The following is a 21,883-nucleotide window of genomic DNA, read 5'->3' on the forward strand; positions in this document are numbered from 1 at the left end:
ATATATTCAATTCAAATAGAATCCAAACTATCTTATGAAAAAATTTTCTTGGAGAATCTTAATCCTGTGGACGTTACCTTTGTTAGTGGTAGGGTTTTTCCTCTGGCAGGGTAACTTTTCGTCAGCCTCTGGTTCTAGCTTGGGAGGAAACTCAGCTAACACTAGAATGACCTATGGACGCTTTCTCGACTATCTCAATTCTGGGAAAGTAAACAGCGTAGAACTATACGAAAATGGTCGGACTGCAATTGTCGAGGCATCAGACCCCCAATTAGACAATCGCGTGCAAAAATCGAGAGTAGATTTACCTGCTAATTCCCCCGAATTAGTCGCCAAACTGAGAGAAGCAGATGTCAACTTTGACTATCATCCCGCTGGCAACGATGGAGCAGTTTGGGGACTTTTAGGTAATTTGCTCTTTCCTATTTTGTTAATTGGAGCGTTGTTTTTCCTCTTCCGCCGTTCTAATAATATGCCAGGCGGTCCAGGTCAGGCAATGAATTTTGGTAAATCCCGCGCTCGTTTCCAAATGGAAGCCAAAACAGGGATTATGTTTGACGATGTAGCGGGTATTGATGAAGCTAAAGAAGAATTACAGGAAGTTGTAACTTTCCTCAAACAACCAGAACGCTTTACTGCCGTAGGCGCGAAAATTCCTAAAGGGGTGTTGTTAATTGGACCTCCTGGAACTGGTAAAACTTTACTGGCAAAAGCGATCGCTGGTGAAGCTGGCGTACCTTTCTTTAGTATTTCTGGTTCGGAATTTGTAGAAATGTTTGTCGGTGTTGGTGCTTCTCGCGTCCGCGACCTATTTAAAAAAGCCAAAGAAAATGCACCCTGTCTGATATTTATCGATGAGATTGACGCTGTCGGTCGTCAAAGAGGTGCTGGTATCGGTGGTGGTAACGACGAACGAGAACAAACTCTCAACCAGCTACTAACCGAAATGGACGGTTTTGAAGGCAATACGGGAATTATTATTATTGCTGCTACTAACCGCCCCGACGTTCTAGACTCAGCTTTAATGCGTCCAGGTCGTTTCGATCGCCAAGTAGGTGTCGATAGTCCCGATATTAGAGGTCGCTTAGAAATTTTAGAAGTTCATGCCCGCAACAAAAAAGTTGCTCCTGAAGTTTCGTTAGAGGCGATCGCCAGACGGACTCCTGGCTTTACTGGTGCAGATTTGGCTAACTTACTCAATGAAGCAGCAATTCTAACCGCTAGAAGACGCAAAGAAGCCATTACCATGCTGGAAATCGACGACGCAGTCGATCGCGTGGTGGCAGGTATGGAAGGAACACCTTTAGTAGACGGTAAGAGCAAACGACTAATTGCCTATCACGAAGTTGGTCACGCCATCGTCGGAACTCTGGTTAAAGATCACGACCCCGTACAAAAAGTTACTTTGATTCCTCGCGGACAGGCTCAGGGTTTGACTTGGTTTACTCCTAGCGAAGAACAAGGTTTAATTGCCAGATCGCAACTAATGGCAAGAATTGCTGGTGCGATGGGCGGACGTGCTGCTGAAGAAGAAGTTTTCGGTCATGACGAAGTAACTACTGGTGCTGGCGGTGACTTGCAGCAGGTCACGCAAATGGCAAGACAGATGGTAACGATTTACGGCATGAGCGATTTAGGTCCAATTGCCCTCGGCGGACAGGGAGGCGAAGTATTCCTCGGTGCGGGCTTGACTTCTCGTTCTGAATATTCCGAAGAAGTGGCATCTCTAATCGACGATCGCGTCCGTCAAATTACCGAACAAGGACATAATTTGGCACGTAAAATAATTCGCGAAAACCGCGAGGTAGTAGATCGTCTAGTAGATCTGCTAATTGAAAAAGAAAGCATTAGCGGTGATGAGTTAAAACAAATTGTTTCTGAGTATACCGAAGTACCAGACAAAGAACAGTTTGTGCCACAGCTATAGTTTAGTAATTCAACTTGCTTGATTTTTGGGGATGGTCGCTAAGGCGATCGCCCCATTTTTTATCTGGCAAGCTTTTTTAAATAATAAGTAATAAGTTTTTCTCTATCCAAATTTATTATTCATAGTTAGCGGTTTTAATTGAGATCGAATAAACTTTAACCGAGAACTTATTCGACAAACTATGCTAGCTGCTACCGCACCGCCACAACTAACTACTAATACTACCAACAATCTGTTAGTAGTATTTGCCGAATTTCTCGACATAGACGTAAGTGCTGGAGATGCCGCTACCGATACCCTCAAAACTTATCGCCGACAGCTACAACAGTTTTTGAACTGGTGCGATCGCCTGAAATTAAATCCCGCTACAGTGACTAAAGACGATATTAAAAAATATCGTCGCTGGATGGTAGACAAAAAACAGTACAAGCCTGCTACCATCGCCCTAAAGCTAGCTGTAGTTAGAAGATTTTATCAAGCAGCTTTAGAAAAAGGATTAATTGCCATCAATCCTGCTGCGGGAGTCAAGCCACCCAAAGAAAAGCGCGATCCAGCAGAAAAAATTACTTATTTAGAACAGGCAGAAGTTGAAACTTTATTACAAACCATTCCTCGTGATGGCAGCTTAAAAGCCGCTAGGGATAAAGCCATGATTGCCATAATGGTATTAGAAGGTACGCGAACCATCGAGCTACATCGGGCTAATATTAGCGATTTAGTTAGACAGGGAAAAAATTTAGGCGTAAGGGTAGAAGGAAAAAGAAGTATTCGAGTCGTGCCTCTAACTTCGGATATTGCTAACTTGTTAGTTGATTATTTACATCTACGAGAAACAGCAGGAGAAGTATTAAAACCAAATTCACCGATATTTATCGGCGTGGGCAATAGATCGAAAGGCAAAAGAATTTCTCGTCGCGGTATTAGACTAATCGTCGATAATTATCTCCAACAAGCCTCTTTAAAATATACGCCAGGTAGGACTATTTCCGCCCATAGTTTGAGACATACGGCAGGTACTCTAGCTTTGCATTCGGGGGCAGAATTACGCCAGGTACAAGATTTACTCGGACACAGCGATCCTCGCACTACCTGTATTTATGCTCACGTAGCCGATCGCTGGGAAAACAACCCCGCGCTAAAATTAAATATTGAAATTTAAATTTTGTCTTAAAAACACTGTTTTCTACTATTTATCTTCGAGCGAAATCTGTTTCTCGAACTACCGATATGCCTGTTTTAAATATTTCACTGCTTTCTGTCTGTACTTCCAATTTTGCTCAATCTACGAATTGTTGGCAATAGCCTCCGTGAGAGTATATCGATACATCTATCCATTTCAGCTAAAGAAGAAAAATGGAATGTAAAACCATCAATTTCGATGTAGTAAACTGCATATTCTTTACCAGTGATAAGTTTAGCAAAGATGGATCGAATTCTTTAGCTTGATACCAGGGATTATCGTCTACTTCTCGATGAACCCAGTACGACATTGGGCTTTTTGTCCATTTATCGGTATATTCGACCCAATATTTCTTCATTAAAAATAAAAAATTTGGATAACGATTAGCCTTTTTTATTATCGCCTAACCTATTATTTTACTTCCTACTTCCTACTTTCTACTTTTTACTTCTTACTTTTTACTTTTTACTTTCTATTTTTCTCATTCTGGTAACTCGTACTGCCCGACAATATTTTTGGCGTACTGCGGTACATGACTATCTAACTTTTCGGGATGATTGCGCTGGAGATAGAGATAGTTACGGGTAAAGTGAGAATCAATCGAAAAACGAGCGTATTCCAAACCTTTTGGTCCAATGCGTTCGATGACTACTCCCATTATCTTTGCTGCCCACATCGGTAGAGTTACCCCTTTGTCATAAGCGGGAATACTCTGCTGTACTGCCTGTTTACGATCGCCTTTAGACATTACTGGCTGAGTATCTAGCTGTTCTCTCACTAAATCCAGCATTTCGGCACCCGTATCGTTACGAACTACGATCCACTGCCAACCAAAGGGCGCACCCATGTAACCGACAACCAAGTCGGCGAGAGAATTGACATAATCAAAACAACTCATACACGAAGGTGCAAAAACATCTTTTAACTGGTTAGTTTTTAAACCAAAAAAAGGTACTTTTTCAATCGAACCATCCTGATGTTTGAAATGAATGCGAAAGTCCTGCATAAACTCATAATGCACTACCGTGTCAGGGGACTTACTGGTAGTTTCTAAAAACTTTTGTAGTCCTTCGCGAGAGACGTTATCGACGCATGGTGTACCCAAAACATAAAGCTTTTCCAAACCTAATTCTTTTTCTACCGCTCGTAATGCTTGAATTTGACAGCCAACGCCAATAACCAAAAGCCGTTTCATCCCCGACTGTTCGATTTGCTCTAATACCGACAGATTAGGAGAAAGAGTCGGTTTATTTACCTTTGCTGCCAGTACTTCTTCGGGAGTCGTAGCGATAATGGGCATTGGTTGAAAGCGGTCTTCTTTGGTGTTTTGAACGCAAACCACTCCTTCTACTAAATTGCGATTGAGCATTTCACAGGCAATGGTGCTGACAATTCCCGTCCATTGCGCCCCTTCAATTGGCTGCTGTTTCCGCGCCGCTATCATTTCTTGACTGACACCAAAATACCAATCATCTTCATTATCTAAATTGCGACTGCGCCCGTGTGCCTGAGTCTCTAACTCGGCTATTTGTTGATTGATAAAGGCACAAGCTTCTTTAACATAGTGAATGTAATAGGTATCGCAGAGTCCGCATTCGCTGCAAAGTTCTTTAGCAGGGCGACGGCTTCCAGGTTTTAAGGCTTTCGCTTTTCTATGAGGAGTAACGGTCATTATAAAAAAATTTATTAATTTAAATAGGCAGTATTTGTCAGGTTACGCCAAGAACCAGCTTCAAAACCATTGATTGCAAAGTTTTGTAATGAAACGACGTGAGTTCGATGGGTACAAAATTAGCTAGTTTTGATAAAAATATCTCCGCCATTTCCTGTTGCTCTTTCTGTAACATTCACAAATAAGCCTGTTCTATTCTGTAATTCATCCAAGACAGGATCTTGTAAATAAGAGATTTTTTGCCTCAAGGTTAAATTAAATCTTTCGATATAAAAGGTATTCTGGGTTTTACTGCCGAAATCAGGCTTTTTACTCTTAACTGTTCTTGTTTTACCGTTATAAGTTTTTTTTCGATATTGCTCGACTATATGAAGATAAGTGTAGCGAACTTTGTGGAAACATTGGGCGATCGCTGCTTGCTCTGTCCTATCTGTAAGGACTACCAAGAAATTTTAGTTGCCAAAACTCCTGCAACAACCGAACTAACAATCGAGGTAAAAGTAATTGCAAATAACCAATAAGTAGCAACTGCGATCGCCTTTTGGGTTTCTTCTGCTTGTTTAATCGTTTGTTGTTTAAGGGCTTCAACCTTATCTAAAGCTGTTTGCTTCGTAGTATCAATTTATTGAGTGACATAATCTCGAACGCCTTGAATTTGATTTAAGATCGGATCGGGTATTGCTTCGATCGAATTGGTTAGAGCTTCGTAACTCAATTTTCCTATGCGAGCGCTCATTTCTTCAACAAGAACATCTTTTAAAGTTTGAATTACAGATCTATTTAAAGTTTTAAAATCAAAATTAGCTAGATTGGTTTTAATTTGGTCGTAGTTAAAAGGGGCGATCTTTAATTACCAGAGGTAGAGTGTTTTTCTAACCACAAAGCTATAGATTTCTGAGTTTCCTGATTCATGGTTAAGCCTTCCATTTTGACCACTACTTCCATTTCTTCTACCTCCAGCCAATAGCCATTTGAACCCAGAAAGGTATACATAACCATAAAAGCAGTTCTCTTATTCCCGTCTATAAAAGGATGATTATTTGCTAAACCATAACCATAAGCTGCTGCTAAGTCAAAAATCTTTGGCTTACCATAAGCAAAAAGATGTTTTGGTCTAGCTAAACTCGCACCTAGTAAATTTTCATCTCTAATACCTGCGCTTCCGCCATGTTGCGCCAACTGATCCTCATGAATAGCTAAAACTATCTTTTCTGAAACCCAAATCGGTTCTTTCATCAAGCCAATTCTTTCATTGCGTTTCTATATTTATGGCTGCCCTGTTTGTAAATAGCCATAGCTTTTTCAAACTCAGGATCGTAAGCAGAAAGTTTAACCCCATCAGGTGTTTCAGTAACAAATACTGTATCCCCTTCACTAACTCGTAATTTCTCTAATACTTCTTTAGGTATTGTTGCACCAAGAGAATTACCAACTTTGCGAATTTTGATTTTATACATAGTTTTCGGCTTGAGTAATACAAATATTATAACTGGGTTGGTTCGATCTCATTCTTTTTATATTGAATTAAGTCCTTATGATGAAGAATTTGCTAGTCAAATGGAAATAGCAGAAGCAATTATGCGCGAAGTATCGTGACGTGCCAAGAAAATTAGCCGAATGATTGCGCCTGTTTGGGTTGTGGATTGAATCAAAGTCAGTAGCAGTAAAATAGCGATCGCATTACTATCAATTACAATATCAATCTATACATTACATTCGGCGAACGCACCAAAGTATTTCTTGAGTCTATTTTTAATTCTATGGCGATCGCCGTGATTCAACTGATAGATTGCTAGTTTGTGTATGCCAAGCTCGATAAAAATCAAGATAGCTCATCTTCTTGGCGCAATCCCAAATAATTCCACAGGCAATATGATGATTATCGTAGCCAGGTGAACTATGTTCTTTTAAATAAGGCTTAAGAGCTTGAATAATATCAGGAAGCATTTGGCTACTCATAATTCTCGCCAATAGATAGCAACATTCATTAGACAAGTATCGTTATTGCGATCGTGAGTTTGCATCGAATTGATTACCGCAGCAATTATCCTATTGAGCCTTTTTTGCGCCACATCATTTCCTGGATCGAGTCTTTTTAGGTGCTTGATAATATAAATTAGCGCATCTCGATCTTTAGTTTTTTTAGCAAATTCTTCTAAAGCTTTAATAGCTAACCTGTTGCTTGGATCGATTGGTTCTAATACAGGCAAAGCTAGTTCCTGCTCGTTCAAACAATTGTGTAAACTTGGTATATAAATTAATTCACTGAGAGTATTAATTGCGACCTTATTACTCGAATCTGACAAAGCTAACTTTTTAGCTATTTCTAAGCGAGAATGCTTATCATCTAAAATGTTTAATAATCTGTGATAAATATCCAAAGCAACTTTATTGTTTGGGTCTCGAACCAAAATCTTTCTAGCTATGTTGTATTGTTGCCAATCATCTTTGATAGATTCTAAAAGACTATAAATAATATTCAAAGCTTTGCTGCTTCTCGCTGCTTTAGGTAAAGCGAGATAGATAAACATTTTTGAATGCTCATCTCGAACTTTTTCTAATAAAAAACATAGTCCTTCCAATGCAGTTTTATTGGTTTGCGCTATTTTGCCTAAAATATTTATATAGCAGCCATTCATACTGACTAATTCAGCACGTTCTCTATGCTTCTGCTGAAATTGGTAATCTTGATAAATTAGATCTATTAGGTAAGAAACTACTTTATTTAAAGATTTGTCAGACAGGTTTATATAAGTTTGATTATCTTCCAACAAACAGTATGCAACTTCCTGTGCGGCAAGTGGCCGATTTTCATTATCCAAAAATTTCAGAGCAGTATATACTGCTTTGAAATTGTCTGGATCTATTGTCCATAAAGCTCTAGCAGATAAATGGTTAAAATCAGTAAAAGCATATTCCTCGATAAAACTTTCGAGAAATTCGATCGCATTACCGTTTCTTTGAGCAATTATACTAAGTGTTTGAAGGGCTAATTCAATTAGAAAGCTGTAGCCATTAGAACGCGCCATTCTTTTCAAAAAGACAATTAAAGCATCAATTGTATTTTCATTATTTACAGCTATTTCGTTTAAATAATAAAACGTATTTCCTACCCAAGCATCAGCTTCTGGCAGATCGTTTGGTTTTATTTGCTTTAAAAGTTTGATTGATGTCTCGATCGCAATACTGGTAATTATTTTATATTTACTACATAGACTAACTAAATATGAAAGTTCGCTATTACTATCGCTGTTTGCTAATCTATCTTTTATAGTTGCGATCGCAATCTGGTTTTTGGGAGCTAATTCAAGTAATTTTTGTGCTGTAGAAATGAGCAGCTCGTCTTGTTGTGTATTTTGGATTGTTTGTTCGTAAGCAGAAATTGCTTGTCTACAATCGGTTATTTTAAGAGCTTTATCTGCTTCCTTAGCTATGGTTTGATTAAAGTCTATCTTACTCTTGCTACACCAGAAGTTGCCCTGACTCCAATCAAGTAGCTGTTCGGCTATTTCATCTGCAAAACTGCTATTGGGAAATGCTGCTAGATATTTAGCTGCTAGGAAATAAGCCCTAAATTCAAAAAAGCCACTGCAATTATCATTGAAGTTAATTAGGCTATGAATAAATCGATCTTTTTCTACCGTTGGTACATTTTTGCACCCCAACCAATCCAATATTTCAGCCTGACGATCTGTTTCAAAAACCAGATAGTTTCCTTTATCTATATCTTGAGGATTGGGAGCGAAAAAATCTTGCCCTTTTGCGATCGCCATTATCCTTTTGCTTCATCAACAATCTGCTCAGAATTATAGAAATTAGTTGATTAAAAAATCAAGAATAAATTAAGCGGTTGACAAAAAATAAGTTTACACAAACCAAAATAGGGATTGCCAGATCGAACAAAGCAAAGAACTTTGCGTTGCTGAAAAGCATTTTCTAATAAATTAAATTTTTAGGCAATCGCATTACCGAACAAATAGATATTAAATTAATGTTTATGATAATTATTGGACATCTTATACTAAATCCTGTTTAGATATGCTATTAACAGGTGGTAAAAGGGTAAAGGGTAAAGGAGTTTAAGCTACTTTCGTTAAAAAAATAGGTGGGCTTTGCCCACCCTACAAAAAATTGTTATATTTAGCTCTAAAAATGATTAACCGACAACAGAAGGTTCTTTGCTACCAAAAAAAGCTTTAAGAATGTTTTCTGCCATTTGTGGACTGCTCAAGCCCAGATCGGCTTTAGACTGATCTGGAGTAGCGTGATCGACTAGCTTATCAGGTACGCCAAAACGCTTGACGGGAACTAATACATCATTGTCTTGTAAGGCTTCAACTACTGCCGAACCAAAACCGCCCATCAAACAGCCTTCTTCAAAAGTTGCTACCTTACCAATACGTTGGGCTAGAGGTAAAATCAACTCGGTATCTAATGGCTTAACAAAACGAGCATTAATTACCGTTGCTTCGACACCGTGTTCGTTGAGAATTTCTGCTACTTGCATAGTCGGATGCACCATCGCGCCATAGCCGACTAATAAAATATCGTCACCGTTGCGGAGAATTTCACCTTTACCAATCTCGATTGGTTCCCAACCTTCTTCCATTAAAGGTACGCCAACACCGCTACCGCGAGGATAGCGCATGGCGATCGCACTTTCAGTATAGTTTATTCCCGTCACTGTCATGCGCTGTAGTTCGGCTTCGTCTTTGGGTGCCATCACGACGATATTGGGAATGCAGCGTAAATAAGCTATATCGTACATTCCCTGATGGGTAGGACCGTCTGCACCAACAATACCAGCCCGATCTAAACAGAAAAACACTGGTAGCTTTTGAATGCAGATATCGTGAATAATCTGATCGTATGCCCGCTGTAAGAAAGTAGAATAAATTGCCGCTACGGGCTTCATCCCTTCGCAAGCCAAACCAGCAGCCAGGGTTACGGCATGTTGTTCGGCAATACCGACATCGACATACTGTTTGGGAAGTTTTTTCTGTAATTTGTCTAACCCCGTTCCCGTTGCCATCGCTGCGGTAATACCGATAATTTTGGGGTCATTTTCTGCCAGGGTAGTGAGGGTATGAGCAAAAACTTTAGCATATTTAGGTGGTTTGGGTTTGGCAGCAGGAACGCTCTTACCAGTAGCCAAATTAAACGGGTTTTGAGCATGATAACCAACGCGATCGCGTTCGGCAATTTCATAACCTTTACCTTTAGTAGTAGCTACGTGAACCAGTACGGGACCAGCTACTTTATGTGCTTGTTTAAAAGTAGATATTAATTCTGATAGGTTGTGTCCGTCAATTGGACCAAAATACTTAAAGCCCAATTCTTCAATTACCGCTCCTACTTTGGGAACCGCTAAACGCTTCATTCCCTCTTTTACTCTTGCCATTTCGGGGGTTAAAGATTCACCGAAGAAAGGTAGTTGTTTGAATTGTTCTTCTAAATTATCGGAAATAAACTGAATTGGGTCTGATAGACGAACTTTATTTAAATAACGAGAAATTGCTCCTACATTAGGCGAAATCGACATTTCATTATCATTCAAAACTACCATCAGATTGGTGTTGGGCAGATGTCCTGCATGATTTATTGCTTCTAGTGCCATACCGCCAGTCAAAGCACCATCGCCAATAACCGCCACGCATTTAAAGTCATCTCCTTTGGCATCTCTAGCTAAAGCCATACCTAAAGCGGCTGAAATGCTAGTAGAAGCGTGTCCCGCTCCAAAACAATCAAATTTGTTCTCACAACGCTTGAGATAGCCAGCAATACCGTCTTTCTGACGTAGAGTACTAAAGCGATGATATCTTCCTGTGAGCAGTTTGTGAGGATATGCCTGATGTCCTACATCCCAGACTACTTTGTCTTGGTTTAAATCTAGTGTCTGATAGAGAGCAATAGTCAATTCTACTACTCCCAAACCAGGTCCGAGATGACCACCACTAGTAGCAACTGTTTGTAAATGTTTTTCTCTTATTTGACGGGCGATATTTTCTAGTTGCCGAATTGATAAGCCATGTAGCTGATTGGGATGAGTTATTTCACTTAAGTGCATACTGTGGTTTTCTCTAATAACAAAATCTTTTTTTTATACTAAATAAATTATCCTATTTTTACGGTCTGAGACACTGTAATAAGATACTTTTCTCAATGCTAGGCAAAAATTATGCTGCGTTTTTTCATCTAGAGTCGAAAAAAAAGTAGTTGGCTAGAAAAGACAGAAGGCAGAAATGACTGGGAGACAAAGACAATAGGAGACTTGAATATCTCTCGGTCGGCTACACCGAGCCGAAGAACGCGCTTCGCGAAGGCGAGCCTCTCCAGAGGCTGCGGCGAGGCTCTCGACTAGCATGCGAGTGAAATTCCCAAGTCCCTAAATTTTCTGCTTCTCCTGCTGCTAACTAACCCCAATTTAGTTTCCCGAACTTATAGGCACGAAGTCATAACCCGTACCCGAAGCCGAGCCAGATTGTACCTTAACTAAAGTTGCCTCCATCTTGCGATCGCCAGAAGGTAAAAATTCAACTTTACCCGTTGCCCCTTGGGAATTAAACCCAGGATTGGATAATACTTGGCGCAGTTGCTGGCGATTTTCGGCTAGATCCAGACCAGCAAAAATTGCTTTAGCTGCATCATAAGCCATAGCCGTACGCCAACTGCCTTCCATTCCCCACAATTTTATAGCTCCCTGATTAAAATCAGATCCCTTAGTTACTGCTGGATGCCAAGCTACGGGCAACACCAAGCCGTTAATATCATCTTGCCCTACATTTAAAGTTTCATAAGTGTACATCGAATGATTGCCGAGTATGGGCAATCGATTGCGATTGGCTCTCGCTACTTCTAAAGCCTGATTGATATTGTTTACTGAAGGAATGACTAATAATGTCTCTGCTCCATTGGCAATTGCCTCAGAAATAGCTGCATCGGGATTAAACCCACCGCTGGCGAAATCACAATTTGAGGCGACAATTTCTCCCCCCAACTCAAACAAAGTTAGGGAAAACTCCTCTTGAAAAGATGTACTGGCTGGAGAAGCAGAATCATTACAAATAGCAACTTTTTTGCGGTGAATCGTATTAGCTGCATATTCGGCTAAAGTGCTGGCTAAAGCTCTACTGCTAGGAGTAGTTCTAAATATATAGTCTCCAGCATGAGATATTTCTCTAGCAACGCTGGTAGGTGAAACCATGACTAATCCAGCTTTTTCATATATGGGAGCGGCAGCAATCGAAGAGTCGCTGGAATTGTGTCCGATTACTCCTATAATTTGCGGATTGTTAATAAAATTGGTAGCAATTTCTCTGGCGGTTTCGGGATAATTATCGTCATTGGCTACTTGAATTTGTACCAAACTCCGTTTGCCATTAAGATTTACTCCTCCTTCTTGATTTATTTCGTTTTGAGCCTGAGCTACTCCGCGCAATATTTCTTGAGATACGTCTAGGCTGCCTCCAATAGGAACGCTAACGCCTATAGTAACTGTATTGGGTTCTGCTGCTGCGTAAGAATTGTTTAAATAGATTAAAGCTTCGGGATCGTTAGGAAACACAGTCAGAGAATCGCGAAACTGTCTTTGAGCATCATAAAACATTCCTGAAGCGTATTTTGCTACTGCTGACTGCTTGGCAGGGTTATTGTCGGCTTTAACTAAAATTCGTTCTCCCAGACTGAGTCTTTGGTCTAATGCTAAATTCTCTGGCTTGTTCCGCGAAAAAAAGCGGGGGCGTTCCAAAGAAATTGAAGACTGTCTGTTAGTTGCTGTTTGGGCTTTCTGGTGTCGATTAGCAGACCAAATAGCAACTAAGGTCATTGCCAAAATACCTAAAATAATGATTATTCTAAGTTCAAAAGTAGTTTTACTTTTGTACGGAGAGCGATTGCTGTTCAATGGTACTTGCTTTTTGGGAAAAAGATCTTTCACAGCCGTTAGTTTAATTTAAGTAATAAGACTAAAATAATTTTACAGACCAGATCGAGCGGTTGAAACAAACTTTTACCAAAATTATACTTTCTGTGTCAACAGTGAATTTATTTAAATTAGCTGCTAGATCGAACCACAAGCTCCAGTTATTCAACTATTGCCCCATCTAACACCGCTTCTCTAACATTTGCTTTTGTTAAATTTGTATCGCGCAAATCGGCGTTAAATAAATTAGCTCCTCTAAAATTGACTCCTGCTAAATTAGCACCGCGAAAATCGGTTTTGGTTAAAATAGCACCGCTAAAATCTGCATGGCTTAGATTGGCATTATTAAAACTAGAGTAGCTACAGTTTGTCCAACGAAAATCACTATCGCTGGCAGTGGCGGTAGTTAGATCGACAGCGAATAGATAAGCACGACAAAAATGAGCGGAAATCGCTTTTATGCTCTGTAAATTGGCTTTATAAAAATAAGTTTCTTGCAGTTCTGCTTGATATAAATTAGCTGCTTCCAAGCTAGCTTCCATAAAATTAGCTTTGGTTAAATGGGCTTCACTGAGATTGGTGCGATCGAGTTTGGCTGTCATAAAATTAGCTTCTTCGAGGTTAGCTTTTCTCATTGAGGTGCCGATGAGATTAGCACTAGTAAAATTAATTCTCTGACAGCTAGCTTCTCGTAAATCTGCACCAATCAAATTAGCCAGGCTGAGATCGGCATCGGCTAGATTGGCAAAACGTAAATTGCTGTTGCTTAAGTTGGCTTTGCTAAGGCTAGCATTTCTCAATTCTGCGGCTTGTAGATTGGCACTACTTAAATTGGCATCATTTAATCCTGCCGCCCGTAAATTAGCTCTGGTCAAATTAGCTCTAGCTAGATACACTTCCTGTAAACTAACGCCTTTAAGATTAGCATCAATTAAATCGGGTTCGAGGCGATCGCCAGCGTCAATCCATTTAAACCAGCTTTTAGCACCCCGTTTTAATCTAGTTAGATGTTCTACATTTGCCAACTTTATCACCTCTGCACCGCGATCGACCGATCTTATTGCTATTTAAACGTTCCCGAACTCTATTATCTCTCGATCTGGTTGGTTCGTAATTTACTTTTAATTAAGACGAGCTATTCAGATTTTTTGTCTTTAAAAGTATCTCTACCAGCAATACTTTCAACTGCTGTAAGGGCTGCCTGCGAACCAGCGATGATATCTCGTTCTTCTCCTCCTAAATACAATCGCCCAAAACTACCTACAGCGGTGACTTTAAGAATATTAATCAGTGCTGCTTTTTCGGCTTCATTCGCTGCTAAAGCAGCATAAGCGGCGGGTTGAACTTCTAGAACATATAGAGTTTGTCCTGCTAGTAACATTTGTCCCTGACTATTGCGATTGACTAACTGAGCTTGATAGGGATCGATATTGCGGATAATTTGGCTAGAAACTACCCTGGGCTTGAGACAGTCTTTTTGACTTACTTCCAAAGCTTGTAAAATTGCTCTACCTGCTGCCTTAACCTCTCCTTGTTTGCTCGCATGAATTTCTAGCAATCCATATAGACGCTCGACAAATTGAACGCCAGGTCTTACTACAGCAGCTTTCAAAGCTACGTCGGTAATACGATTGATTTCAATTCCAGGAGAAATTTCAATCCATAAAGAAGCATCCCCTGGCAGCGGCAAAAACCCTAATGCCACAGTACCAATATAGGCTGCGTGCTGAAGTTGTAATCTATCTAAATAAACATAACTGCGAAGTTCTACACCCAAAGCGTTAATCCCCTTATCAAAATTAGGATTTAGACTATCAAAGTAATTTTTGACGAAGTTAGAAAAAGCTCTGTTGCGTCTTGGTGACGTAGCAGTATCTTTCTAACCATTCTCCAGCTAACCAGTTTCTGTCGGCAATTGTAAAGACTAGTTTGTTAATTGAGAGGCTAAACTAAAATTTGACAGGGCTAAAAAGCGTTTGGTAGCAAATAACTAAAAAGGAGGTTATATTTTATGCTTGATGTTTGAGTTTACCGACTAAAATGCCAAGAAGATCGATCTTTTTTAAACCTTTGAACTAGAACGAGCTAGATTGAGTTTTATTGGTACGAGCGTTCGATCGCCGCTGTTAACTATGGTTTAAAACATCTAACTATAATTCAATATGCAGATATGAAGCCTTTTTTATTTGTAACCGACTTAGACAATACTTTGGTTGGAGACGATCCAGCTTTAAAAACTCTCAATCAACATTTAGCCAAACATCGTCAGGAGTATGGTACCAAAATAGTTTATGCAACTGGACGTTCTTTATATCTCTATCGACTGTTAGCAAAGGCAAAGTTGTTGTTGTCTCCAGATGCTTTAATAACTTCTGTGGGGACAGAAATGTATTTTGATTCTAATAAAGAAGTTTGCGATCCTGAGTGGGAAAAGATTTTGTCTCAGGGATGGAATCGTGAGGAAATAGTATCTATTGCTAGTAAGTTTGAAGATCTACAGTTTCAGCCCGATTCCGAACAAAATCCCTTTAAAATTAGTTATTATTTAGCACAATCGGTATCTGAAAAAGTAATTAATAAATTGAGAACCGCCCTTTACGATCGCGGTTATCAGGTAAAATTAATATATAGCGGCGGTCAAGATCTTGACCTGCTCCCACCTAATGGAGACAAAGGTTTGGCAGTACAGTTTTTACGCGATAGATGGAATATAGCTGCTTGTGACACCGTTACCTGTGGTGATTCTGGTAACGATGTTGCTTTGTTTATAGGGGAAGAAAAAGGAATTATTGTTGGCAATGCCAAACCTGAATTGAGTCAATGGTATCGAGAAAATAAACACGAATCGCTCTATTTTGCCAAGGCGGCTTGTGCTGGAGGAATTTTAGAAGGTTTAAAGTATTTTAATTTTGTTTAGAATTTGAATAAAATTCTGTAGCTCTTAACTCTATTAATGATTAGCTATCTTAAAGGCATAAATACTGAAATTGTTAAAACTATTAACAATCGCCACATTTTAATCTTAGAAGTTAACGACATCGGCTACGAAATTCAAGTTCCCTCTCGTTTGGTACAGCAGCTATCGACTGAAAATTCTGCCACCGTACAAATTTTTACCTATTTGCAAATACAAGAAGACAAACAAATTCTCTATGGTTTCGCCACTGCTGCCGAAAGAGATTTATTTCGTCAGTTAGTAGGAGTTAGCGGTATTGGAATGCAGTTGGGAATTGCGGCAATCGATACTTTAGGAATTTCGGATTTGGTAGGGGCAATTGTATCGGGGAATATCTCTACATTGACTAAAATTCCTGGTGTCGGAAACAAAACTGCCGAACGCATCGCTCTAGAACTTAAAACCAAACTATCTCAATGGCGTAAATTAGCTGGGGTAGCCATCGACCAACCCGCATCTTCTTCTCTTCCCAAGCCAGAAATCCTCGAAGATTTGGAAATGACTTTACTAGCTTTGGGATATAGCAACGAAGAAATCGAAAGTGCGATTAATGCTATAAGTCAAAACGATCTACTCCTTAAAAATCCTAACGTGGAAGAATGGATTAGAAGTGCAATCGCTTGGCTGGGAGAGTGAAATAATCTGAGGCGCGAAATTTGAATAAATATACGCCTTTTGCTGGTTTTGACGGCAACACTCTTCTTAGAGATAGCTTTTGACCTCTTCTAAAAACGACCACTACACTAAGCGACTGCCTCAAGCGAGCGTTCGCCTGTGCCAGCAGTCGCTGTATTTGCCCTTCAGCCATCGATCCTAGTCCGATCTAATTCAATCTAAATTTTACAGGTTTCTGGATGTTTTTGAGGGTTTTTCGAGGTCTTATAATAGGCTATAAAGCCGTTGTATCGCTTATTTTATCAAAGCTGGCAACAGGACTCGAACCTGCGACCGGCTGATTACAAATCAGCTGCTCTACCAACTGAGCTACGCCAGCATCAGGTATTTATAATAACAGATTTTATCTTTACCATCATTATTTTTTTTCACGATTGCCGATTGCGTTTGCGAAAGCAAATCCTTGGGACTCAGGCAGCGCGCCGAGCGCGATAAGCCTGAAAGGCATCAGAATTACGCGATCGCCCTATTAACTTGCCGTTAATAAGGCAACTACCGTCACTCTTTTACCTTCTACGCCATACTGCTTTCAATCGACCAGCGCGCTAACTCAGTACGATTATTGAGGCTAGTTTTATTTAGCATATTAGAGACATGGCTTTCTATGGTGCGCTGGCTGACATTCAGCTTCTCGGCAATTTCTCGATTAGCCATCCCTTTAGCTACCAACTGAACTACTTTTATTTCAGTTGGAGTTAACTCGACATTATGAGGAACTTTAATTGAAGGCGCGCCGTCCAAACTTCTAGGTCTTCCCTGTTCCCAACGCTTGATTTGATTGAGAGAAGATTCTACCTGAGCTACTAATTCTTCTGGCTCAAAGGGTTTGACCATGTAAACATCAGCACCTTCATTCAAACCTTTAACTTTATCTTGACTTTGACCCTTGGCTGAAAGAAATAGAACGGGAATTTTGTTAGTTGTTGGTTCTTCCCTAATATGCTTGACTAAAGCATAACCATCCATTTCTGGCATCATCACATCACAGATAATTAAATCGGGAATATGGCGATCGAGAACTTCTAATGCTTCGCGACCATTTTCAGCAGTTGCCACATTGTAACCTCTAAATTCTAGATAATCTTTTACAAGTAAAATCAAATTAGGGTCATCATCAATAAGTAGCAGTTTTTTATTATCTTTGGATAAATTTTCTTTCATAAGTAATACATTGAAAGTCTAAACTTGGATGCTGGTTAAAGTATTCGGTTGATGTATCCCTAAATTTATTTAGGTACAGAATCAAACGTAAGTCGATCTGGTTAGGGGCAAATATTCATTTAACCGAACAGTAGCAACGTGATAAAAGGTCAAAAAACTGTAAAATCACATAATCTATAAATAATTTAACCTCAATGTCTATTTTTGACACTCTTTTTTAAGAGTGTTTATCTCCAATGGAAAATTATTTTTAATCTAGCTTATAAACTTTCAATAACCTAATTTAGATTTAAACATTAGTAATAAACGGAGCGGGTGGCAATCGTGTTATTTTAAAGACACATTTTTTCAGTATAATTACGGTATAAAAAAAATAGATAATATTAATTAGGTAGTCTTCGTCTCACTTTGATGGATAATTTTATTGGTCAATTCAATCAATTGATAAAATCGCGACGTTCGACCAAACCTCGTTTTTTTAATGGAACAAAAATAAAACCCGAGTTAGTTTGGCAAATTTTAGAAAATGCTAATTGGGCACCCAATCACGGTTTAACACAACCTTGGCGATTTAAAGTTTTTAGCGACCTTGGTTTAGAAAAGTTAGCTAAATTTCAAGCAGATCTTTACAAACAAACTACTCCAGCAGAAAAATTTCAGCCTGAAAAATACGAAAGAATGAAGACAAATTTACTTAAGTCTTCTCATGTAATAATTATTTGTATGCAGCGTCAGAAATCCGAAAAAATACCAGAAATAGAAGAAATAGAAGCAGTCGCCTGTAGCGTGCAAAATATGGCATTAACAGCAGCAGCCTATGGAATCTGTAGTTTTTGGGGTTCGGGAGGAGTGACCTACACAGACGAACTAAAACAGTTTTTGGGTTTAAATCCTAAAGATCGTTGTTTGGGATATTTATATCTTGGCTATAGCGATAATCCTGCTACTAAGAGCGATCGCAGCCCAATTAAAGATAAGGTGGAGTGGATTGAGTAAAAAAGTCAAAAGTCAAAAGGTAAAAGGTAAAACCGACATTCCGCAGGTAATTAGCTCAAAGAAATAATTAATTGAATTTACTTGATTTTAGCTCGTATGCAGCGATTGGCTTCGCCAGTGCCAAAGGCAATCGCACTTCACAAATTAAACTCAGCAAGAAAGGCGATCGCGCTTCTAGTAATTAATTGTCTGAAATAACTGTATAACAAGTATTTATAGATGATTTTTAGCCAATTAATTATTGAGAAACAAAATTTATGTGCGGAATGTCGGGTAAAAGGTTTTAATTTCCAAGGAACATTTAACAAGATTAGATTATTTAACGAGATAATAGTTGATTTGGTATCAACTCTTTCCCTGGATTAACTTTAAAAGCTGTGCTTCGGTAAGTTGGGTAATTCCAAGTTGTTGGGCTTTGGCTAGTTTAGAACCTGCATCTTCGCCAACTACTACATAGTCGGTTTTGCTGCTTACCGCACTCGTAACTTTGCCCCCAGCTTGCTCGATTAAATTTTTAGCTTCGTTGCGTTTGAGAGTGGGTAAAGTGCCAGTAACTACGAAGGTTTTTCCAGTCAGGGATGTAGACTGAGTAGCGTTATCTGTTGGCGAAAAATTTTGAAATTGCAGTCCTACCTTTTGTAAACTATTAATTAATGCTTGATTGGCAGTAATTTCAAACCATTCCTTAAGCGATCGCGCAATTTCCGTTCCAATACCATAAACGGCTTCTAGAGTCTCTACAGATGCTGAGGACAACTGTTCGATGGTAGGAAAATTCTCCGCTAGTATTTTAGCGTTAACGCTGCCGACATAGCGAATACCCAAACCATATAAAACTCTGGCATAAGGTTGCTGTTTGGAAGCGGCGATCGCTGCAACTAATTTTGCTGCTGATTTAGTTCCCATTCTCTCTAGATCGGCAATTTGTTCGACCTCTAAAGAGTAAAGATCGACAATAGAATTAACCAAACCCCGCTCGATTAGCAAGATAACAATCTTTTCCCCCAAACCGCGAATATCGAGCGCGTCGCGAGAAGCCCAGTGAATGATGCTACCCCTTAAAATAGCGGGACAGGAACTATTGACGCAGCGAGTCACCGCCTCACCTGAAGGACGAACTAAAGGCGAGTTACATTCAGGACAATGACTGGGCATTTGATAGGGTTGGGTGTTGGCAGGACGTAACTCAATTAGAACGCGCACTACTTCGGGAATGATTTCTCCTGCCTTGTGAACGATTACCGTGTCGCCAACACGCAGATCTAATTCGGCAACGCGATCGCTATTATGTAACGTCGCTCTTTGTACGGTCGTACCTGCTAACTGTACGGGTTGCATAATTGCCATTGGCGTAACCGCTCCCGTTCTCCCGACATTAACGATGATATCTTTAACTACGGTGGGAGATTCTTCTGCTGGATATTTAAGCGCGATCGCCCAGCGAGGAAATTTTTGGGTAAATCCTAGCTGCTGCTGCAACCGATAGCTATTGAGTTTTACCACTACGCCATCGGTCATGTATGCCAGATTTTTTCTGGCTAGATCCCAGTGTCGATAGTATTCAGCTATTTCTTCTACCGACTGGCATAACTTGCGATTGGGATTGACTAAAAAACCCATCTCCTGCAAAAATTCCAGCGACTCCCACTGAGAACTAATCTCTGATTGGGGCAAATGCAGCGTGTAAGCAAAAAAGTTTAGTTGGCGAGCGGCAACTATTTTAGAATCTAGCTGGCGCAAAGTACCAGAGGCAGCATTCCTGGGATTAGCGAATAAGGATTCTCCTCGCTCTTGTCTTTCTTGGTTGATTGCTTCAAATATATCTAACGGTAAAAATGCCTCACCTCTTACTTCTACGGTTGCAGGGGGGTTATCTAAATTTAATTTTAAGGGAATAGTTTTAATCGTACGCACGTTTTGAGTGATATCTTCTCCTCTAACACCATCGCCTCTGGTTGCACCTTTAACTAAAATACCGTTTTCATAAGTTAAAGCCAATGCCGAACCGTCAATTTTTAATTCGCAAACATAAGCAAAATCATTGACTTTAGAGGCTTGCCTCTGCCATCTAGACTGCCATCGCTCTAACTCCTCTAAGTTAAAAGCATTTTCCAAACTGTAGAGGGGAATCCGATGCTTTACAGAAGTAAACTTAGATGCAGGTTTGTCTCCCACTCTTTGAGTAGGACTGTCGGGCGTTATTAGTTGGGGATATTGAGTTTCTAATTCTTGTAGCTGGCGATACAGGCGATCGTAAACTTCATCTGGCATTATCGGGCGATCGAGGACGTAATAAGCATAACCCGCTCGCTGTAGTTCTACTCTTAGCTGTGCGATTCTCTGCTCGATTTCTGAAGTTACTGCTGCCACCAAATTTCTTCCTGTAGGGACTATTTTATAGTATATAAGTACTTGTATACTTTTTAGTTAAAGTTTTTAGTTTAAATATATAAACAAAACTCTATAATTAACCAACAATTCATACTAGAATACAAAAAAACAAATCTCCAGCGACTAACCTAGCGTCAATGCAAATAAGGTGACTCAGAGGCAGCCGAACACCAGATTTACAATAGCATCTTCAAAGGTTGAATTAGCCCAAACTTATTATGGTCTATTAGAACTGCATCCTGCTGCTTCTAACATCGCCATACGCCGTAGCTATCGTCAGTTAAGCAAAAAATATCATCCCGACACGACTAAATTACCCCTCGATGTTGCCAAAGCTAAATTTCAGCAACTCAATGAAGCTTACGCTACTTTAAGCAATCCTCAAAGGCGATCGCTTTACGATTTAGAAATTGGTTATTCACGCTTCAATGTAATTCAACCAAACTGGGATTCAACTTCAGAAACAGTAGGCAAAAGTGCCTATTTAGATCCTACAGATCGCCCTCTTTCGGCTGGTGAGGTTTTTGTTTTGGTACTTCTAGGTTTTACGTTTGTGGGGTGTCTGTTGTTAGTAGTAGCGATCGCTTACTGGCGAGGTGAGCTTCCTGGCTGAAACCAGCTCGATCTTTGTATAATTGTCTAGCTGGCAAAATGTTTGAATTATGGAATTACCCCAATCTGATACACCTCTATACAATCATTCTTTACCGACTATCGAACAATGGTTGAGCGATCGCGGATGTCGGCAAGATCGGGAAAATCTTCACTGTTGGTATATTGAAAAACCAGCCTGGAAAGCCGAAATTTGTCTGGATATTGAAGAACTAGTAGTATGTTACCTCGAAGCAGGAGAGGGCGAGCAGGATATCAATCGTTCGTTTAAATATTCTCTCAGTCGTCAAGATATCGAAGATGCAGTATTTTCTGGACCGTAAATATTGAGAGGTAATTTAAATAATTCCGAAATGTTTGAGTGTACGAGCGAAATATTGAGCGAACATTTG

19 protein-coding genes and 1 tRNA gene are annotated in these 21,883 nt (G+C 39.7%); 7 read left to right on the forward strand and 13 right to left on the reverse strand.

Annotated features, from left to right (window positions below):
• Window positions 1-34: 34 nt before the first annotated feature.
• Together ftsH2 and KV40_RS21375 are read left to right on the forward strand one after the other, a co-directional pair.
• Window positions 35-1,927 carry an ATP-dependent zinc metalloprotease FtsH2 gene (gene ftsH2, locus KV40_RS21370; RefSeq protein WP_036485806.1) on the forward strand — a complete coding sequence of 631 codons (1,893 nt, stop codon included), beginning with the start codon at window positions 35-37 and terminating at the stop codon, window positions 1,925-1,927.
• 181 nt (window positions 1,928-2,108) lie between these two features.
• Window positions 2,109-3,086 carry a tyrosine-type recombinase/integrase gene (locus KV40_RS21375; RefSeq protein ID WP_036485807.1) on the forward strand — a complete coding sequence of 326 codons (978 nt, stop codon included), beginning with the start codon at window positions 2,109-2,111 and terminating at the stop codon, window positions 3,084-3,086.
• A 502-nt stretch (window positions 3,087-3,588) separates the two neighbouring features.
• Here KV40_RS21375 and KV40_RS21385 read toward each other — a convergent pair.
• The 10 genes from KV40_RS21385 to KV40_RS21425 form a co-directional block, all read right to left on the reverse strand.
• The gene (locus KV40_RS21385) at window positions 3,589-4,782 is read right to left on the reverse strand and encodes a Coenzyme F420 hydrogenase/dehydrogenase, beta subunit C-terminal domain (protein ID WP_036485811.1); all 1,194 of its coding nucleotides are present in this window, start codon (window positions 4,780-4,782) and stop codon (window positions 3,589-3,591) included.
• Window positions 4,783-4,898: 116 nt separating this feature from the next.
• Window positions 4,899-5,225, reverse strand: coding sequence for a hypothetical protein (locus KV40_RS35110; RefSeq protein ID WP_156114110.1), 327 nt, complete (start codon window positions 5,223-5,225; stop codon window positions 4,899-4,901).
• Window positions 5,226-5,625: 400 nt separating this feature from the next.
• Window positions 5,626-6,015 carry a type II toxin-antitoxin system death-on-curing family toxin gene (locus KV40_RS21390; RefSeq protein WP_036485813.1) on the reverse strand — a complete coding sequence of 130 codons (390 nt, stop codon included), beginning with the start codon at window positions 6,013-6,015 and terminating at the stop codon, window positions 5,626-5,628.
• A complete protein-coding gene (locus KV40_RS21395; RefSeq protein WP_036485815.1) occupies window positions 6,015-6,236 on the reverse strand; it encodes an AbrB/MazE/SpoVT family DNA-binding domain-containing protein in 222 nt (73 codons plus the stop codon). Before KV40_RS21395 ends, KV40_RS21390 begins: the two co-directional genes overlap by 1 nt.
• 301 nt (window positions 6,237-6,537) lie before the next feature.
• Window positions 6,538-6,738: a hypothetical protein gene (locus KV40_RS21400; RefSeq protein WP_036485817.1), complete on the reverse strand. Its 201-nt coding sequence runs from the start codon at window positions 6,736-6,738 to the stop codon at window positions 6,538-6,540.
• Window positions 6,735-8,552, reverse strand: coding sequence for a hypothetical protein (locus KV40_RS21405; RefSeq protein WP_036485818.1), 1,818 nt, complete (start codon window positions 8,550-8,552; stop codon window positions 6,735-6,737). Before KV40_RS21405 ends, KV40_RS21400 begins: the two co-directional genes overlap by 4 nt.
• Before the next feature lie 383 nt (window positions 8,553-8,935).
• Window positions 8,936-10,846 carry a 1-deoxy-D-xylulose-5-phosphate synthase gene (gene dxs, locus KV40_RS21410; protein WP_036485821.1) on the reverse strand — a complete coding sequence of 637 codons (1,911 nt, stop codon included), beginning with the start codon at window positions 10,844-10,846 and terminating at the stop codon, window positions 8,936-8,938.
• 357 nt (window positions 10,847-11,203) lie between these two features.
• Window positions 11,204-12,715: an ABC transporter substrate-binding protein gene (locus tag KV40_RS21415; RefSeq protein WP_052055813.1), complete on the reverse strand. Its 1,512-nt coding sequence runs from the start codon at window positions 12,713-12,715 to the stop codon at window positions 11,204-11,206.
• Between the two features lie 146 nt (window positions 12,716-12,861).
• Window positions 12,862-13,725 carry a pentapeptide repeat-containing protein gene (locus tag KV40_RS21420; protein WP_036486043.1) on the reverse strand — a complete coding sequence of 288 codons (864 nt, stop codon included), beginning with the start codon at window positions 13,723-13,725 and terminating at the stop codon, window positions 12,862-12,864.
• A 110-nt stretch (window positions 13,726-13,835) separates the two neighbouring features.
• Entirely contained in the window at window positions 13,836-14,477 is a 642-nt protein-coding gene (locus KV40_RS21425; RefSeq protein ID WP_036485823.1) for a hypothetical protein, read from the reverse strand.
• 393 nt (window positions 14,478-14,870) lie between these two features.
• On the opposite strand from KV40_RS21425, the gene KV40_RS21430 reads away from it, so the two are divergent.
• Window positions 14,871-15,617, forward strand: coding sequence for a sucrose-phosphate phosphatase (locus tag KV40_RS21430; protein WP_036485825.1), 747 nt, complete (start codon window positions 14,871-14,873; stop codon window positions 15,615-15,617).
• A gap of 36 nt (window positions 15,618-15,653) precedes the next feature.
• The gene (ruvA, locus tag KV40_RS21435; RefSeq protein ID WP_036485827.1) at window positions 15,654-16,292 is read left to right on the forward strand and encodes a Holliday junction branch migration protein RuvA; all 639 of its coding nucleotides are present in this window, start codon (window positions 15,654-15,656) and stop codon (window positions 16,290-16,292) included.
• Between the two features lie 285 nt (window positions 16,293-16,577).
• Here the strand turns inward: ruvA and KV40_RS21440 are convergent.
• Window positions 16,578-16,650: transfer RNA gene (locus tag KV40_RS21440), tRNA-Thr, on the reverse strand.
• Window positions 16,651-16,844: 194 nt separating this feature from the next.
• Window positions 16,845-17,492, reverse strand: a complete 648-nt coding sequence (locus KV40_RS21445; RefSeq protein WP_036485829.1) for a response regulator transcription factor — start codon at window positions 17,490-17,492, stop codon at window positions 16,845-16,847.
• 411 nt (window positions 17,493-17,903) lie between these two features.
• On the opposite strand from KV40_RS21445, the gene KV40_RS21450 reads away from it, so the two are divergent.
• Window positions 17,904-18,488 carry a nitroreductase gene (locus KV40_RS21450; protein ID WP_036485831.1) on the forward strand — a complete coding sequence of 195 codons (585 nt, stop codon included), beginning with the start codon at window positions 17,904-17,906 and terminating at the stop codon, window positions 18,486-18,488.
• 345 nt (window positions 18,489-18,833) lie between these two features.
• Here KV40_RS21450 and ligA read toward each other — a convergent pair whose 3' ends face one another.
• Window positions 18,834-20,858: an NAD-dependent DNA ligase LigA gene (gene ligA, locus KV40_RS21455; protein WP_036485833.1), complete on the reverse strand. Its 2,025-nt coding sequence runs from the start codon at window positions 20,856-20,858 to the stop codon at window positions 18,834-18,836.
• Between the two features lie 169 nt (window positions 20,859-21,027).
• On the opposite strand from ligA, the gene KV40_RS21460 reads away from it, so the two are divergent.
• Window positions 21,028-21,492, forward strand: coding sequence for a J domain-containing protein (locus tag KV40_RS21460; RefSeq protein ID WP_036485835.1), 465 nt, complete (start codon window positions 21,028-21,030; stop codon window positions 21,490-21,492).
• A gap of 49 nt (window positions 21,493-21,541) precedes the next feature.
• A complete protein-coding gene (locus KV40_RS21465) occupies window positions 21,542-21,814 on the forward strand; it encodes a DUF3143 domain-containing protein (protein WP_036485838.1) in 273 nt (90 codons plus the stop codon).
• Window positions 21,815-21,883 lie beyond the last annotated feature (69 nt).

Source organism: Myxosarcina sp. GI1 (assembly GCF_000756305.1).
Classification (GTDB): Bacteria; Cyanobacteriota; Cyanobacteriia; order Cyanobacteriales; family Xenococcaceae; genus Myxosarcina.

Excerpts from the sequence above, each read along its gene's own strand:
- ftsH2 (WP_036485806.1), top strand. The coding sequence starts at position 35 with ATGAAAAAATTTTCTTGGAGAATCTTAATCCTGTGGACGTTACCTTTG.
- KV40_RS21375 (WP_036485807.1), top strand. The coding sequence starts at position 2,109 with ATGCTAGCTGCTACCGCACCGCCACAACTAACTACTAATACTACCAAC.
- KV40_RS21390 (WP_036485813.1), bottom strand. The coding sequence starts at position 6,015 with ATGAAAGAACCGATTTGGGTTTCAGAAAAGATAGTTTTAGCTATTCAT.
- KV40_RS21395 (WP_036485815.1), bottom strand. The coding sequence starts at position 6,236 with ATGTATAAAATCAAAATTCGCAAAGTTGGTAATTCTCTTGGTGCAACA.
- KV40_RS21400 (WP_036485817.1), bottom strand. The coding sequence starts at position 6,738 with ATGAGTAGCCAAATGCTTCCTGATATTATTCAAGCTCTTAAGCCTTAT.
- KV40_RS21405 (WP_036485818.1), bottom strand. The coding sequence starts at position 8,552 with ATGGCGATCGCAAAAGGGCAAGATTTTTTCGCTCCCAATCCTCAAGAT.
- dxs (WP_036485821.1), bottom strand. The coding sequence starts at position 10,846 with ATGCACTTAAGTGAAATAACTCATCCCAATCAGCTACATGGCTTATCA.
- KV40_RS21430 (WP_036485825.1), top strand. The coding sequence starts at position 14,871 with ATGAAGCCTTTTTTATTTGTAACCGACTTAGACAATACTTTGGTTGGA.
- ruvA (WP_036485827.1), top strand. The coding sequence starts at position 15,654 with ATGATTAGCTATCTTAAAGGCATAAATACTGAAATTGTTAAAACTATT.
- KV40_RS21445 (WP_036485829.1), bottom strand. The coding sequence starts at position 17,492 with ATGAAAGAAAATTTATCCAAAGATAATAAAAAACTGCTACTTATTGAT.
- KV40_RS21450 (WP_036485831.1), top strand. The coding sequence starts at position 17,904 with ATGGATAATTTTATTGGTCAATTCAATCAATTGATAAAATCGCGACGT.
- KV40_RS21465 (WP_036485838.1), top strand. The coding sequence starts at position 21,542 with ATGGAATTACCCCAATCTGATACACCTCTATACAATCATTCTTTACCG.